Here is a 15,419-nt window from a genome sequence, read left to right as displayed (position 1 = left end):
TATAATGGAAATGACTTGGATTCAATATTTATCAGAAAATTTTGGTGGCTTCGTTTTAGGAGGCTTAGGTGTTGCATTAGCAGTAGGTTTATCAGGTATAGGTTCAGCTAAGGGTGTTGGTATAGCAGGTCAAGCGGTTTCTGGATTACTTACAGAACAACCAGAAAAGTTTGGTAAGGCTTTAATTCTTGAATTATTACCAGGTACACAAGGTCTTTATGGTTTCGTTGTTGGATTAATGGTATTATTCCAATTAAGCTCTACTACTACATTAGCACAAGGTATGTACTTATTATGTGCATGTTTACCAGTTGGTATAGCAGGTTTATTCTCAGGTATAGCTCAAGGTAAAGCAGCAGCTTCTGCAGTTCAAATCTTAGCTAAAAAGCCAGAACATAACACAAAGGGTATCGTTTTAACAGCAATGGTTGAAACATATGCGCTATTAGGATTCGTTATATCAATCATGTTAGTAGTTCAATTATTCTAGGATTGGGGAAGTGAAGCTATGTCAAATATAAGTAATCTGACTTCTAAAATCCTTAAGGATGCAGAAGAAAGAAAGGACAGTATTTTAGCTAAGGCTGAAAGTGAAAAAGCTTCTATAATTGAAAAAAGAAACAAGGAAGCTAAGGCACTAGAAGCTGAAATGATAGAGAAGGCAAAAAGCGAAGCTCAAACAAGAAAAGAAAGAGTTATTTCTGGAGCTGAATTAAAGGCTAGAAATGAAAAGCTTAAGGCTAAGCAAGCTATCATTGAAGAAGTATTTAATAAAAGTGTTGATGAATTATGCAAGTTAAGCGATGTAGAATATAAAACTTTTATTAAAGAAAGTATTCTTACACTTGGGATAGCTGGAGATGAAAAGCTAATTCTAAATGAAAAAGGTAAGAGTTTAGTTGATAACACATTATTAGTTGATATAAATAAAGAACTTACTTCAAAAGGTAAAAAAGGTTTATTAACTATAAGCACAGAAGTGGGTAACTTTAAGGGTGGATTTATCCTTGAAAAAGGTGGAATAGAAATAAATAATACTTTTGAAGCTTTAGTAAGCTCATTAAAGGATGAATTAGAGTTTGAAGTGGCAAATGAATTATTTAATTAAGGAGGATAAGTAATGGATATAATGCAGTTTACTCAAGTTATACCAAGACTTAGAGTATTAGAAACCAGACTCCTTGATAAAGCCAAGTTAGATAGAATGATAGATTCTAAATCTGCTGATGAAGCATTAAGAGTACTTGGAGAAACTGAGTATTCAAATGTTATGAGTGGTGCAAAAAGAGCAGAAGATTATGAGGCTGTACTAAGTGATGAACTTAAGAGAGTATATCATGATATGTATGACATGACTCCTTGTAAAGAGTTAGTTGATATCATGAGTATGAAGTATGACTATCATAATATAAAAGTAATTCTTAAGGGAATATTTCTACAAAAAGATTTTTCTAATATGTTAATACATGTTGGATCAATAGAAGCATCAAAGCTAAAGGTAATTATAGAAACAAATAGCTTTGGCGATTTAAATCCAATTATGAGAGAAGCAGTGGAAGAAGCTATAAATGATTTTAACTCTAAGAAGGACCCTCAAAGAATTGATGTTATTTTAGATAAATATATGTTTGAAGAAATGAAGCATGTTGCTAAAGAATTAAATGATACCTTTACAGAAAAATATGTTAAAGCTCAAATAGATTTAACTAATGTAAAAACTCTTTTAAGAGTAAAGAAACAAAATAAAGGTAGAGAATTCTTATTATCTGTATTAATTGATGGTGGAAAGATTGATAAGGATGTATTAGTATCACTGCTTAATGATGCTAATGAAAATATTTTTAGTAAGTTAAGCCATACTGATTATGCAGATGTACTTAAGAATGGTGTTGAAGACTATACAAAGAGTGGGTCAGCTGGAGTTTTAGAAAAGTTAGTAGATAACTACATCATGAATATGATGAAGGAAGCTAAGATGATTCCATTTGGAGGAGAGCCTTTACTAGCATATATTTATGCTAAAGAGACAGAAATTAAAGTAGTTAGAATTATAATGGTTGGCAAGCTTAATAATATTGCTGAGGAAGTAATAAGAGAAAGGCTGCGTGATATTTATGTTTAAGAAAATTGGAGTGGTTGGAGATAAAGATTCAGTTTTAGCTTTCAAAGCTCTAGGAATTGATGTTTTCCCAGTAGTTGAAGCTGATGAAGCAAGAAAAACTATTGATAGATTAGCAATGAATAATTATGCAGTAATATTTGTGACTGAACAAGTTGCAAAGGATATAGAAGAAACTATTGAGAGATACAATAGAGAGGTACTTCCTGCTGTAATATTAATTCCAAGCAATCAAGGAACATTAAATATAGGTATGCAAAGAATTAGCGATAACGTTGAAAAAGCTGTAGGCGTTAATATTTTATAGGAAGGTAGGTTGGTAAGTTTGAAGACCGGAAAGATAATTAAAGTTTCTGGACCTTTGGTAGTTGCTGAAGGAATGGATGAAGCTAATATATATGACGTATGTAAGGTTGGACACAAGGGCCTTGTTGGAGAAATTATCGAAATGAGAGGGGATAAAGCATCTATCCAGGTATATGAAGAAACATCTGGTATAGGTCCTGGAGACCCAGTTGTAACAACTGGAGAACCACTTTCAGTTGAACTTGGACCTGGTCTAATAGAATCAATGTTTGATGGTATACAAAGACCACTAGATGCATTTATGGAAGCAGCTCAGTCTAGTTTCTTAACAAAAGGTATATCTGTTCCATCATTAAATAGAGATAAAAAATGGGCATTTATACCTACAGTTAAAGTAGGGGATGAAGTTTCTGCTGGGGACATAATAGGTACAGTTCAAGAAACTACAGTTGTGCTTCATAAGATAATGGTTCCTTATGGAATTTCAGGTAAGGTTAAGAGCATAAATGAAGGTGAATTTACAGTTGAAGAAACAGTTTGCGTAGTAGAAACTGAAACTGGTGATAGAGAAGTTTCATTAATGCAAAAATGGCCTGTAAGAAAAGGTAGACCATATGCATCAAAACTTAATCCAGTAGCTCCAATGGTTACAGGACAAAGAGTTATAGATACATTCTTCCCAGTTGCTAAGGGTGGTGCAGCAGCGGTACCAGGACCATTCGGAGCTGGTAAAACAGTTGTTCAACACCAAGTTGCTAAATGGGGAGATACTGAAATAGTTGTTTATGTTGGTTGTGGTGAACGTGGTAACGAAATGACAGACGTTATTAATGAGTTCCCAGAACTAAAGGACCCAAGAACTGGAGAAAGCTTAATGAAGAGAACAGTTCTTATAGCAAATACTTCTAACATGCCAGTTGCAGCTAGAGAAGCTTCAATTTATACTGGTATAACAATAGCAGAGTATTTCAGAGATATGGGTTACTCAGTATCAATCATGGCTGACTCAACTTCAAGATGGGCAGAAGCTTTAAGAGAAATGTCTGGTAGACTTGAAGAAATGCCTGGTGATGAAGGTTACCCAGCTTACCTTGGATCAAGACTTGCTGACTACTACGAAAGAGCTGGTAAGGTTATTTGCCTAGGTAAAGATGGTAGAGAGGGAGCTATTACTGCTATCGGTGCAGTATCGCCTCCAGGAGGAGATATTTCTGAGCCGGTTACACAATCTACACTTAGAATAGTTAAGGTATTCTGGGGGCTAGATGCACAACTTGCTTATCAAAGACACTTCCCATCAGTTAATTGGTTAACATCATACTCGTTATATGCAGATAAAGTTGATGCTTGGATGAACCAAAATGTATCAGATGACTGGTCAAAACTAAGAGTAGAAGCTATGTCACTTCTACAAGAAGAAGCTAATCTTCAAGAAATTGTAAGACTTGTTGGTATAGATGCATTATCAGAAAGAGATAGATTAAAGCTAGAAGTTGCTAAGTCAATCAGAGAAGATTATTTACAACAAAATGCTTTCCATGAAGTTGATACTTATGCTTCATTAGATAAACAATATAAGATGTTAAAGCTTATATTATCATTTAAGGTTGAAGCAGAAAGAGCTTTAGATGCAGGTGTTTACTTAAATAAGATTTTAGCTCTTGATGAAGTAAGAGATAGAATTGCAAGAAGCAAGTATATTCATGAAGAAGAACTAAACAAGATAGATCAAATCAGCATTGACCTAAAAGCTGAGATCGATAAGTTAATCAGCGAAGGAGGGGTTCTAGATGCTTAAGGAATATAAAACAGTTACTGAAGTAGTTGGACCTTTAATGGTTGTTGAAGGTGTTGAAGGAGTTAAATTCGATGAATTAGTTGAAATTAAACTTCATACTGGCGAAATGAGAAGAGGTAAGGTTCTTGAAGTTAATGGTTCAAGAGCAATGGTACAAATCTTCGAAGGATCTACAGGAATTAACTTAAAGGAAACTAAGGTTAAGTTCTTAGGTAGACCACTTGAACTTGGTGTATCAGAAGATATGCTAGGAAGAGTCTTTGATGGAATGGGTAGACCAAATGATGACGGTCCAAACATAATTCCTGAAAAGAGAGTAGATATAAATGGTGAAGCTATAAACCCAATGGCTAGAGACTATCCATCAGAATTTATTCAAACTGGTATCTCTGCTATTGATGGATTAAATACTCTAGTTAGAGGACAAAAGTTACCAGTGTTCTCTGCATCAGGATTACCTCATGCACAACTAGCTGCACAAATCGCAAGACAAGCAAAAGTTTTAAATTCTGATTCGAAGTTTGCCGTTGTATTTGCAGCTATTGGTATAACATTCGAAGAAGCTCAATTCTTCGTAGATGAATTTAAGGCAACAGGTGCTATAGATAGATCAGTTCTATTCATGAACCTTGCGTCTGACCCAGCTATCGAAAGAATAGCTACTCCAAGAATGGCATTAACTGCAGCTGAATATTTAGCTTATGAAAAAGGAATGCACGTTCTTGTAATTATGACAGATATCACAAACTATGCAGAAGCTCTAAGAGAAATATCTGCAGCTAGAAAGGAAGTTCCTGGTAGAAGAGGTTACCCAGGTTATCTTTATACTGACCTTTCAACATTATATGAAAGAGCAGGAAGACTTAGAGGTAAAGAAGGTTCCATTACACAAATTCCAATACTTACAATGCCTGAAGAGGATAAGACTCACCCAATTCCAGACTTAACTGGATACATTACTGAGGGTCAAATAATTCTTTCAAGAGAATTATATAAGAAAGGTGTAACACCACCAATCGATGTTTTACCTTCATTATCAAGACTTAAGGATAAGGGTATTGGTAAAGGAAAGACAAGAGAAGACCATGCAGATACTATGAACCAATTATTCTCAGCATATTCTCAAGGTAAACAAGCGAAAGAATTATCAGCAATCTTAGGAGAATCAGCATTATCTGATACAGATAAGAAACTTGCTAAGTTTGCAGAAGCTTTTGAAAGTGAGTATGTTTCACAAGGATTTGAAACAAACAGAACTATCGAAGAGACATTAAATTTAGGATGGAAGTTATTAAAGATGCTTCCTAGAACTGAACTTAAGAGAATTAGAGATGAATACCTTGAAAAATATATGCCAAGAGAGGAAGAATAGTCTATGGCAAAATTAAATGTCAATCCTACTAGAATGGAGCTTACTAGACTTAAGAAAAAGTTAGCAACATCTACAAGAAGTCATAAGCTTCTTAAGGATAAACAAGACGAATTAATGAGACAATTCATTAACCTTGTTAAATACAACAATACTTTAAGAGCAGAAGTTGAAGGACAATTAGAAGGTTCTTTAAAAGATTTCGTTATGGCAAGAGCTGTAATGAGTTCAGAGTTCTTAGAGGAAGCAGTTGCATATCCTAAAGAGCATATTTCAGTTGAAGTAGGGGAAAAGAACATTATGAGTGTAAATGTACCTGTAATGAACTTCAAGAGACAACTTGAGGGGGATGAGGGAAGCATTTATCCTTATGGTTTTGCCAATACTTCTTCAGAACTAGATGATGCAATAGCTAAGCTTTATGGAATACTTCCTAAACTACTAGAACTTGCAGAAGTAGAAAAGTCATGCCAACTTATGGCAGATGAGATAGAAAAAACTAGAAGAAGAGTTAATGCTCTTGAATATATGACAATTCCTCAATTACAAGAAACTATTAAGTATATTAGGATGAAGCTTGATGAAAATGAAAGATCAGCTACAACAAGACTAATGAAAGTTAAAAGTATGCTTGAACAAAGAGGATAGAAGAAAGAGGCACGAAAGTGTCTCCTTTTTTATTATATAGTTAAATAAGTAAGTTTATATATAATTTAAATAAGTTGTAATTTGTATAAGAATTTGGAATAAAAATGTTAAGAAAAAACTTTGTTTTACAGGAAAAATATAGTACAATTGTAAATGAGATTTAACATTTAAAATAATTAAGAAAGAGAATAAAAATGGGGAACACTAAAGAGAAGAAAATAAAAGAAATAAGTATTTTTATTATTCTTATATTACTGGGATATTTGTTAAAAATTAGTAAAATTGAACTTTTCTTTGGGATAATAATAGAGTTTGCAAGTATTTTTCTATTACTTATCCTTTTTATTTTTGGATTTTAAAAAGCAGTTATAGGAGCAATAACTATCTCTATATTTGATCTTTTATTTAATGGAAATATAGTTAATGTTTTTATAAGCTTTTGTGAGGTCCTTTTTATAATTTATTTCATAAAGAAAAATAAGAATGTTAAGGTTATAATAATAGATTTTTTCTTTTGGATATCAATTATTATTTTATCGATAATTTTAATTTTTCTTGGAGAAAAATATGATGGGTTTATAGAGTATAATTATTTTCCCATATTAATCTTATCTGTAAATTCTATGTTCAATACTTTGATTGCAGAAGTTATTTATGAATATGTGATTAAAGATTTTATATATAGGGAAAAATTTAAGACCGAATTTAAGGGGATGATTTTTCACATACTTTCTGGTGCTATATTAGTTCCATTTATAATAAACATATTTATCGATATGGTAAATAGTTATGATTACATATCTAATACTGCATTAACTTCTGCAAAGGAAGTTTATGATAGCGTATTTGATGAAATAGACGATTGGGATGAAAAGAAAATTTACAATTTAAAGTTATTAGGTGTTATAGAGTTAGGATATTTAGGAGATGTTATTCAAAAATCATGTAATTATAAAGAACATAATGTACATATAAAAGATAAAAAAGGAAATATAATTATAGATTTTATAAATTCTAATAAATATATAGAAAATTACGATGAGTATGATAGAAAGAAAATGTCTGATTATTTTTGGGAACTGCTACCCAAAAGATACATATCAATGGACTATAATAAAAGATGGGCAGATGGATATTTTGTATATGAATCTGAAATAGGAAACCTGGGATTATATTTAATGGTAGAGGTTCCTATTATAATATATAAAGATAGAATCATAAAAGAGTATATAGGACAATTTAAATTCCTAGTTTTATTTAGTATTTTTATTTTATTAATAGGAAAGTTGCTAATTAGTATAGTAATAAATGACTTTAATAAAATTAATAATAATGCAACTAACTTTTTAAAAATGATAGATAGTAAAGAAGTTATTATGTGGCCTAGCAGTAGTATTATGGAAATAGACTTATTAACAGATAATATAAAGAATATGGTTAATAGTTTAAGATTTAGCTTTATTAAACTTAAAGAATCACAAGATAAATTATATAGACAAGCTTACTATGACTCATTAACAAATCTACCCAATAGACTTTTCTTTAAAAAGTATCTAAAAGATGAAATTAAAGATTGTGAGAATAGTATATGCGTAATGTTCATGGATTTAAATAGGTTTAAAACAATTAATGACACAATGGGACATGATATTGGAGATAAGTTATTGGTGTTAGTTGCTGAAAGATTAAAGAGTCTGCAAGATGAAAAGCATCATATTTTTAGACTAGGTGGAGACGAATTTGTAATTGTATCAAAAGTAAATAGTATAGAAGAAATAAAGAATGATGGTATTAGAGCTGTAGAAATATTTAAAGAAAAGTTTATTTTAGAAGATAAATTTTCAGTTAAAATAACAGGAAGTATTGGAGCTAGTATATATCCACAAGATGGAACTGATATAGATAAAATAATAAAATATGCAGATATAGCAATGTATGAATCTAAATGTAATGGTGGCAATTCATTATATTTATTTAATGATACATTAAAGAAAGAGTTCTATGAAAAAGCTACTATAGAGAAAGAAGTTAAAAACGCAATTGAAAATAGTGAATTATATCTAGAGTATCAACCACAAGTATCAGCTAAAGATGGTAAAATTAGAGGGGTTGAAGCACTTTTAAGATGGAAAAATGATAGACTTGGGATTGTCCCTCCAGATAAATTTATTCCTATAGCAGAAGAGTCTGAAGTTATATTAGAAATTGATAAGTGGGTTATTAGCGAAGTTTGTAAAGTTATTAGAATGTTGCAAGATGAGGGATATAATAACATTACAATTTCAGCAAATGTATCAGCAAAACATTTTGTTAATGATGATATCCTAGATTTAGTATTAGGATGTATTAATAAAAATAATATAGATCCTAAATTATTAAAAATTGAAATAACTGAAAGTACTCTTGTAAAAAATGTTTCAACAGTAAAACGAATATTAGAGCGATTTAAAGAGATAGGAATAAGAACTTCTATGGATGACTTTGGTAAAGGATACTCATCTTTAAATATATTAACTTCTTTGCCTATAGATGAAGTTAAAATTGACATGGAGCTTATAAAAAATATTTTAAATAACAATAAAAAAAGGAAAATAGTAAATTTAATATTAGAACTGGCACACGATTTAAATTTAAGTGTTGTAGCAGAAGGAATAGAAGTTAAGGAAGAAAAATTATTTTTAGAAAAAATGGGATGTGATTATTTTCAAGGATATTATTTCAGCAAACCTATTGCTTTAGATAAAGTTAAGGAGCTATTAGATAAATAGAGGGGGAAATAGTTTGAGAAGGTTAAGAACATATTTAAGCATAATAATTTTAGGGAGTATTATTATGTCTTGTGGAAGAATGAATAGTGGAGATAATAGTGATAACATAGATAAGCCTAATGTAGATAGTGATATTGTTGAATTACAACTTTGGTCTTACTATGGAGGATTTGACGAAATAATAGAGGGATTTGAGAAGGAGAATCCTAATATAAAGGTTAAAATAAGTACTTTTCCATATGAAGAATACGAATTAAAATATAAAGAATCTATGATTAAGGAAAATGGGGATGCAGATATATTAATAATAGATAGTAATGAATATGGAGAATTTAATTCAATTAATGGATTAGAAAATTTATTAGATGATAAATATAATGCTACTAAATATAGAGAGGACTACGATAAAGAACTATGGGAATTAGGAAAGTCTATAGATAAAAGTAAATTGTTGGGGTTACCTATTGCAAGTGCTCCTATTGTTACGTATTACAGGGCTGATATAATGGAGGCTTATGGATTTCCAAGTAATCCAAAGGAATTAGCTGAATTTATGAGAGATGCTAATAATTGGTTAGAAATTGGAAAAAAACTAAAGGCTGATGATAAATATATTGTTCAATGGATTGGTGAGATTGTAAGAATTTCAACATCAGATATGGCGTATTTTGATGAAAATTTAGAATATCAAAGAGATAATGAAAGATTTAAAGAAGCTATAGAAATAGCTAGGAAGGGAAGGGATTTAGGGATTTCACCCTATAATGATATTTGGTCAGATACTGGTATTAAAATGTTGAAGGAAGATAAGTTCGCTATGTTATATTTAGGCTCATGGGAGGCTAGTGAATTGGAGACCTTAGTACCTGAGCAGAAAGGTAAATGGAGAGTTACAGCTCTTCCTTTTGGAGCATATGGATGGAATAATGCATCAATTATTTCCATTCCGGAAAACAGTGGAAATAAAGATGCGGCATGGAAGTTTATAGAATATTACATTTTTAAACATAATGACAAAAATAGATTAGGAAATGTTTCTGGATATTTACCTTTTAGAGGTGTTGAAGAAAACTTAAAACATAAGAATGAATTTTTAGGTGGTCAAGAGGACCAAAGAGTTTATGAAGAGTTAATGTCTAAGACACAAGAATATTCTGTAACTCCTTTAGATAAAGCTGTATTTAAGTTATGGGATGATATAGTTAATGAGGGGTTAGAAAATGGTAATAAATCAGATGAAATATTAGCAAATATAAAATCTCAAGTTAATAGTAAATTTTCAAAGGAAATTAAGATATTAAAAAATAAAATAAAAGTATAGGCGCATTATATAAAATAATGTATTATTTAGATGGAAAGGTATATAATATTAATTTTTTTGTAATTGATTAAAAAACTACATAATAGTATAATTCTTATGTAAGTATACACTTAAGTGTATTGTGACCTTAAAGTATAATGACAGAAAACGTTAAGGAGAAGAGTTTATAATGCAAGTTAATATACAACATTATATAATAGCATTGCTAGCAACTTTCTTAATTGTATATTTAGTTATACCTCAATTAATGAAAATTGCCTTAAAAGTTGGATTTACAGATAAACCTACAGAAAGAAAGAAGCACAGGGGAGAGATACCTCTTTGTGGCGGTTTAGGAATTTACATAGGTTTCTTTATTGTTAGCTTTATTATGTTTAGATGGTTAGGGATAAAGAATAGTGAATATGTATGGGTATTTATAGCTACTACTTTAATCTTAGGAATTGGATTAGTAGATGATTATTATAAATCTAAGGGAAAGGAATTTGCTATATATCCAAGATTAATAGTACAGATATTTGCAGCTATTTTAGTTTATAAGTCAGGCGTAGTTTTTTTGGGGTTTACTAATCCTTTAACTGGAATATATATATCTTTACCTGAGTGGATTCAATTTGTATTAACTATAACTTGGATATTTGGTGTTACTACAGTTATAAATTGGTCTGATGGAATGGATGGCCTAGCAGGAGGAATATCTTTAATATCATCAATGACCTTCTTTGTTGCAGCAATTGTATTAAAACAGGGAGAGTCTGCAGTATTATCAATTATACTTGGAGGGGCAATTTTAGGATTTTTGAAGTATAATAAGTATCCAGCAAAGGTTTTTATGGGAGATTCAGGAGCTAATGTAATTGGATTTCTATTAAGTATAATAGCTATTGATGGTGCATTTAAACAAGCTACAATAATGAGTTTATTTATACCAATATTAGCTTTGGCAGTGCCTATTTTTGATAACCTTTTTGTTATATTTAAAAGATTCACTGAGGGGAAGCCAGTTTATCAAGCAGATAGAAGTCAAATGCACTATAGGCTTGAAGAAAAGGGACTAACAGTTCAGCAAAGTGTAAATTATATAATGATTATTAGTTTAGGATTTAGTATTATTTCAATAATATTATTATTGTTAAAATACTAATTTTAGATAATAGAGATGTGGATGAGAAATTGCTTTGCAGTTTCTCTTTATTTTTAGGTAAAAAGCAAGGTAAGAAGGTACAAGAGTTAGTTAAGATAATTAAGATAAGAAGATTAATTGAGATGAACTTATACAATCCCTTAGGATTGTATTCCTAAACTATTCACCATTCGCTCTTATCTATTCACTAACTATTCACTGATTAAAGGAGGGGTTTTATGTACATAGATGGTCATACACATTTAGATTATTTTAAGGAGAACATAGATAAAGCTATTGAGGATATAAATAAAAATAAGATTATTACATTAGCTAATAGTATGGATATAGATAGTTACCTTTTAAATGAGGAGTATGGAAAGAGAAGTGAATATATAATTCCTTGTTTTGGTATTCATCCATGGAGTGCTGGAAGTTTTTCTGGAGAGTTAGAGGAGCTGATTCCATATATAGAAGAGAGTAAGGTTATTGGTGAAATTGGATTAGACTATGTTTGGGTTGAGGATAAGAGTACTTTTCCTAAGCAAAGAGAAATATTTAAGTTTATATTGAAGGAAAGCATTAAGAGGAAAAAGATAGTCTGTCTTCATACTAAAGGAGCAGAGGAAGAGATTTATAATATTTTGAAGGAACATAGCTATAATAAAGTTATTATTCATTGGTACAGTGGAAATTTAGACGTATTAGATAAGTTTATAAAGCTTGGCTGCTATTTTACTATAAGTGTCGATATAGGATATTCTAAGGTTACAGAAGAGGTGTTAAAGCGTATTCCTTTAGATAAACTCCTTTCTGAAACAGATGGGCCAACAGCATTAGAGTGGGTTAATGGAGTTTATGGATATCCAAGTGAGGTTAAGAGAGTTGTAAATGATATTTCTAAGCTTTTGAAAAGGGATGATATTAAGTCGATAATAATGGAAAATTGGAGAAAACTAATGGACAATGATTATTAATTATTGACTAATGAAGCAATAAGGGTTAATATGAAATAGTAAAATTAAACAAGAAAAGATTTATCTGGGGAGGCTTAAGAGATAGCCTGAGAGGAATAAGTTATTCGACCCATGACCTGATTTGGATAATGCCAACGTAGGAAGATAAAATATGTATAATAAATAGTTATCTAACGCATAGTATTTTCAGATTAGGAAGTACTATGCTTTTTTTACTTTTCAGAAAAGTATAGTATTGATCAATATACTAAAGAGAAGGAGGGGGAGTTTTGAATAAAATAAAAAGAATTAGTAACAAGTTAGTGCCATTAGTTTTCCTATTAGTTTTTTTAGCTATATGGGAAGGTGTAATAGAGTTAGGTGGAGTTGAAAAGTACATAATGCCAGCACCTACAGACATTGTTAAAGCAATAGTTAAAGATTTTAATACTCTGCTTCCACATATTATAGCTACACTGTATGAAAGTTTAGTAGGTTTTATTATCGCTATAGTATTAGCACTTGTTTTAGCAATAATAATGGATTTAGTACCATTTATAAAGAAGGGATTATATCCACTGCTTGTAGTATCTCAAACTGTGCCAGTTATAGCTTTAGCACCTTTATTTATAATATGGTTTGGTTTTGGAGCATTACCTAAAATTATAGTAGTTGTAATAGTATGCGTCTTCCCAATTGTAATTAGTATTTCAGATGGCTTAGAAAATGTAGATAAGGATTTTATTAATCATTTTAAGCTTATGGGTGCATCTAAGTTTAAAATATTTACTCATTTAAAGCTACCTTATGGGATAATTAATTTCTTTTCTGGTGTTAGAATTGCGGCAACCTACAGTATAATGGGTGCAGTGATTGGAGAATGGTTAGGAGGAGATAAGGGACTAGGTGTATATATGACTAGAGCAAGGAGTGCTTATGCACTAGATAAGATGTTTGGGGCTATTGTAATAATAGTTATATTAAGTATGGCTATTTTCTTTATGATAGGCTTAGTAGAAAGATTAGTTACACCATGGAACAAAAAGATAAAGGATGGAGGAGAATAATATGAAAAAAAGAAGAATGGTATCAATAATATCAATGGCATTAGCTTCAATAATGATGTTGTCAGGATGTGGAGCATCAAAGAAAAGTGAGGGAGAAGAGGGGTTAGAAAAGGTTAAGGTTATTTTAGACTGGACTCCTAATACTAATCATACAGGTATATATGTAGCAAAAGAAAAGGGATATTTTAAAGAGTTAGGGCTAGATGTAGAAATAATACAACCCTCAGAAGGATCATCGCTTCAACTTGTTGCAGCTGGGAAAGGTGATTTTGCAATAACATATCAAGAGGATTTAACTTATGCAAGAACATCTGATTCACCAATGCCTGTTAAGGCAATTGCAACAATAATACAACATAATACATCAGGTTTTGCATCTCCTAAGGAGAAGAATATAGAAACAGTAAAAGACTTTGAAGGAAAGGTTTATGGAGGCTTTGGAGGCCCTAGTGAAAAGGCTATTCTTCAAGCTGTTATGGAAAAGGCAGGAGCAGATTTTTCGAAACTAACTACAGTTGATGTAGGAACTGAAGATTTCTTTATTGCAACTAAGAATAACTTAGATTTTGAATGGACTTTTGAAGGGTGGACTAATATATCTGCAAAGCTTAGAAACTTTGATATTAATTATATCCCATTAAGAGAATTGGATGAAAGATTAGATTACTATACTCCAATTATTGCTTCATCAGAAAGTACTTTAAATGAAAAGAGTGACATGGTTAAGAAGTTTATGGAGGCAACTTCAAAAGGTTATGAATTTGCAATTAATAACCCTGAAGAATCAGCTGAAATTTTAGTTAAGGAAGTACCTGAAATAGATAAGGATTTAGCTGTAGAAAGTCAAAAGTTCTTAGCTAAAGAATATAAATCAGATGCAAATAGATGGGGAGAAATGAAGGATAGTGTATGGGATAATTATACTCAATTTATGTTGGAGTACAAATTAATAAACAAAGATATGAAAGCAAGCGAGGCTTATACAAATGAGTTCTTACCAAAATAAAATGCTACTTAGAGGAATATCAAAATCTTTTGATAACATGGTAATTTTAAAGGATATTAATATAGAAGTTAATGAAGGCGAATTGGTATCTATAGTTGGTCCTTCAGGAAGTGGAAAGAGTACTATTTTTAATATTATAACTAATTTAATTAAGTTTGACTCAGGAGAAAAGAGAGTTAATGGGGATGTAAGTTATATGTACCAAAAGGACATGATGGTACCATGGAAAAAGGTTGTTGATAATATAGCAACTCCTCTTGTATTTAGGGGGATGGATAAGAAGAATGCAAGAAAAGAAGTTGAAAAGTATATAGATACCTTTGGATTAACTGGTTTCCAAAATAAATATCCCAATAAGCTTTCAGGGGGAATGAAACAAAGAGCAAATTTCCTTCAAACTTATCTAACTTCAAATGATATTATGCTTTTAGATGAACCTTTTGGTGCATTAGATTCTATAACAAGAAGTAATATGCAACAATGGCTTTTAGATATAAAAAAGAATATGAATTCTACAATACTTTTAATAACTCATGATGTAGATGAGGCGGTCTTACTTTCAGATAGGGTGTATGTTATTTCTGAAAAACCAGCAGTTATAAAAGGAGAGATTAAGGTTAACCTTCCAAAAGAAAGAGGAGAAGAAACTAAGTTAACTGAAGAGTTCTTATTAATAAAACGAGAAGTAACAGATATAATGAAAAAAATAGAAAGTTTATCTATGTAAACTTATTTACAAAATGTATTAATTAGGATATAATTGATAAAAATGAATATTTCTCTTATCAAGAGAGGTGGAGGGACTGGCCCGATGAAACCCAGCAACCGATATGAATCATAAGCATATGTGGTGCTAATTCCTGCAGCGTAAAGCTGAAAGATAAGGTTATTTTGTAGTGTGTTTATTTATGCCTAGAGGATTACCTTTAGGCATTTTT

Annotated in this window: 14 protein-coding genes and 2 riboswitches; all 14 genes read left to right on the top strand. The window is 31.0% G+C overall.

Features of this window, described 5'->3' with window-relative positions:
- The first annotated feature begins 4 nt into the window (after positions 1 to 4).
- Positions 5 to 490, top strand: a complete 486-nt coding sequence (locus G594_RS0100695; RefSeq protein ID WP_027096790.1) for a V-type ATP synthase subunit K — start codon at positions 5 to 7, stop codon at positions 488 to 490.
- Between the two features lie 18 nt (positions 491 to 508).
- On the top strand, positions 509 to 1,108 hold the full coding sequence (locus G594_RS0100690) for a V-type ATP synthase subunit E (RefSeq protein ID WP_027096789.1): 600 nt from the start codon (positions 509 to 511) through the stop codon (positions 1,106 to 1,108).
- A 12-nt stretch (positions 1,109 to 1,120) separates the two neighbouring features.
- The gene (locus G594_RS0100685; RefSeq protein ID WP_027096788.1) at positions 1,121 to 2,122 is read left to right on the top strand and encodes a V-type ATP synthase subunit C; all 1,002 of its coding nucleotides are present in this window, start codon (positions 1,121 to 1,123) and stop codon (positions 2,120 to 2,122) included.
- Positions 2,115 to 2,426: a V-type ATP synthase subunit F gene (locus G594_RS0100680; RefSeq protein ID WP_034865825.1), complete on the top strand. Its 312-nt coding sequence runs from the start codon at positions 2,115 to 2,117 to the stop codon at positions 2,424 to 2,426. Before G594_RS0100685 ends, G594_RS0100680 begins: the two co-directional genes overlap by 8 nt.
- Positions 2,427 to 2,444: 18 nt before the next feature.
- Positions 2,445 to 4,223, top strand: coding sequence for a V-type ATP synthase subunit A (locus G594_RS0100675; RefSeq protein ID WP_027096786.1), 1,779 nt, complete (start codon positions 2,445 to 2,447; stop codon positions 4,221 to 4,223).
- Positions 4,216 to 5,595, top strand: a complete 1,380-nt coding sequence (locus G594_RS0100670; protein ID WP_027096785.1) for a V-type ATP synthase subunit B — start codon at positions 4,216 to 4,218, stop codon at positions 5,593 to 5,595. The genes G594_RS0100675 and G594_RS0100670 overlap by 8 nt, the downstream gene beginning before the upstream one ends.
- A 3-nt stretch (positions 5,596 to 5,598) precedes the next feature.
- Entirely contained in the window at positions 5,599 to 6,240 is a 642-nt protein-coding gene (locus G594_RS0100665; RefSeq protein WP_027096784.1) for a V-type ATP synthase subunit D, read from the top strand.
- A 662-nt stretch (positions 6,241 to 6,902) separates the two neighbouring features.
- A complete protein-coding gene (locus G594_RS19440; RefSeq protein ID WP_167539543.1) occupies positions 6,903 to 9,008 on the top strand; it encodes a putative bifunctional diguanylate cyclase/phosphodiesterase in 2,106 nt (701 codons plus the stop codon).
- 13 nt (positions 9,009 to 9,021) lie between these two features.
- Entirely contained in the window at positions 9,022 to 10,329 is a 1,308-nt protein-coding gene (locus G594_RS0100650) for an ABC transporter substrate-binding protein (RefSeq protein WP_027096783.1), read from the top strand.
- A 169-nt stretch (positions 10,330 to 10,498) separates the two neighbouring features.
- Positions 10,499 to 11,473, top strand: coding sequence for an MraY family glycosyltransferase (locus tag G594_RS0100645; RefSeq protein ID WP_034865787.1), 975 nt, complete (start codon positions 10,499 to 10,501; stop codon positions 11,471 to 11,473).
- A 218-nt stretch (positions 11,474 to 11,691) separates the two neighbouring features.
- A complete protein-coding gene (locus G594_RS0100640; RefSeq protein ID WP_027096781.1) occupies positions 11,692 to 12,429 on the top strand; it encodes a TatD family hydrolase in 738 nt (245 codons plus the stop codon).
- A 55-nt stretch (positions 12,430 to 12,484) separates the two neighbouring features.
- Positions 12,485 to 12,589: riboswitch (TPP riboswitch) on the top strand.
- A gap of 109 nt (positions 12,590 to 12,698) precedes the next feature.
- Positions 12,699 to 13,475 carry an ABC transporter permease gene (locus tag G594_RS0100635; protein ID WP_027096780.1) on the top strand — a complete coding sequence of 259 codons (777 nt, stop codon included), beginning with the start codon at positions 12,699 to 12,701 and terminating at the stop codon, positions 13,473 to 13,475.
- A 1-nt stretch (position 13,476) separates the two neighbouring features.
- Positions 13,477 to 14,481: an ABC transporter substrate-binding protein gene (locus G594_RS0100630; RefSeq protein ID WP_027096779.1), complete on the top strand. Its 1,005-nt coding sequence runs from the start codon at positions 13,477 to 13,479 to the stop codon at positions 14,479 to 14,481.
- Positions 14,462 to 15,208 (top strand): ABC transporter ATP-binding protein, encoded by a 747-nt coding sequence (locus G594_RS0100625; RefSeq protein ID WP_027096778.1) that lies wholly within the window; start codon positions 14,462 to 14,464, stop codon positions 15,206 to 15,208. Before G594_RS0100630 ends, G594_RS0100625 begins: the two co-directional genes overlap by 20 nt.
- Before the next feature lie 52 nt (positions 15,209 to 15,260).
- A riboswitch (SAM riboswitch) is annotated at positions 15,261 to 15,368 on the top strand.
- Positions 15,369 to 15,419 lie beyond the last annotated feature (51 nt).

Source organism: Clostridium paraputrificum AGR2156 (assembly GCF_000424025.1).
In the GTDB taxonomy this organism is placed as follows: domain Bacteria; phylum Bacillota; class Clostridia; order Clostridiales; family Clostridiaceae; genus Clostridium; species Clostridium paraputrificum.
This window is presented reverse-complemented; position numbering and strand designations above follow the sequence as displayed.

Coding starts and splice junctions, on each gene's coding strand:
- G594_RS0100695 (WP_027096790.1), top strand. CDS start 5: ATGGAAATGACTTGGATTCAATATTTATCAGAAAATTTTGGTGGCTTC.
- G594_RS0100690 (WP_027096789.1), top strand. CDS start 509: ATGTCAAATATAAGTAATCTGACTTCTAAAATCCTTAAGGATGCAGAA.
- G594_RS0100685 (WP_027096788.1), top strand. CDS start 1,121: ATGGATATAATGCAGTTTACTCAAGTTATACCAAGACTTAGAGTATTA.
- G594_RS0100680 (WP_034865825.1), top strand. CDS start 2,115: ATGTTTAAGAAAATTGGAGTGGTTGGAGATAAAGATTCAGTTTTAGCT.
- G594_RS0100670 (WP_027096785.1), top strand. CDS start 4,216: ATGCTTAAGGAATATAAAACAGTTACTGAAGTAGTTGGACCTTTAATG.
- G594_RS0100665 (WP_027096784.1), top strand. CDS start 5,599: ATGGCAAAATTAAATGTCAATCCTACTAGAATGGAGCTTACTAGACTT.
- G594_RS0100645 (WP_034865787.1), top strand. CDS start 10,499: ATGCAAGTTAATATACAACATTATATAATAGCATTGCTAGCAACTTTC.
- G594_RS0100640 (WP_027096781.1), top strand. CDS start 11,692: ATGTACATAGATGGTCATACACATTTAGATTATTTTAAGGAGAACATA.
- G594_RS0100630 (WP_027096779.1), top strand. CDS start 13,477: ATGAAAAAAAGAAGAATGGTATCAATAATATCAATGGCATTAGCTTCA.
- G594_RS0100625 (WP_027096778.1), top strand. CDS start 14,462: ATGAGTTCTTACCAAAATAAAATGCTACTTAGAGGAATATCAAAATCT.